Consider the following 777-nt stretch of genomic DNA (forward strand, 5'->3'; position numbering starts at 1 on the left):
CGACACGCTGATCGGTGGCGCGGGTGAGGACCGTCTTGAGGGCGGCGACGGTGCCGACAGCCTTGACGGCGGCAGCTTCGCGGACCGGCTCGTGGGCGGTCTCGGCGATGACACGATCGAGGGCGGCGGCAATTTCGACACCGTGCTCTATACCGGTCTGGCGGCCGGTGTGAGCGTCAATCTCGAGAATGGCAGCGCCAGTGGCGGCGGCGGCACGGATATGCTCAGCGGCGTCGAGAACGTGTTCGGCTCGGGCCAGGCGGACACGATCTACGGCACGAACCTGCACGGCAACCGGCTCGAAGGCAGCAATGGCAACGACACGATCTACGGGCTGGACGGGCGCGACACGATCCTCGGCGGCAACAATGACGACCGGATCCTTGGCGGCGCCGATGTGGACCAGATCCTCGGCGGCGCGGGCGCGGATTTCCTCGATGGCGGGGCCGGGCGCGACTTCTATACCGGCGGGTCCGGCGCGGATAATTTCGTGTTCCGCAGCATCGCCGATACCGGGGTGGGCCAGTTCGCCCGCGACGAGGTGCGCGATTTCTCCAGCGCGGAGGGCGATGTGATCAACCTCTTCCTGATCGACGCCGATGCCAATGCGGGCGGCAACCAGGCCTTCACGGTGGTCGGCAGCTTTACCGGCACGGCGGGGGAGCTGACGCTGCTCAACACGGTCAAGAGCGGCGTGAACGTGACGATCGCAAGCATGGATGTGGATGGCGACGCGCTGATCGACGGACAGGTCTATATCGTCGGCACCGCGGCGGC

At 67.1% G+C, this 777-nt stretch carries 1 protein-coding gene; it reads left to right on the plus strand.

Features of this window, described 5'->3' with window-relative positions:
* The coding region (locus J1C49_RS21505) for a calcium-binding protein (protein WP_370639450.1) at window positions 1-777 on the plus strand (777 nt) is incomplete at both ends.

Source organism: Cognatishimia sp. F0-27 (assembly GCF_020667845.1).
Lineage (GTDB): Bacteria > Pseudomonadota > Alphaproteobacteria > Rhodobacterales > Rhodobacteraceae > JAFMPQ01.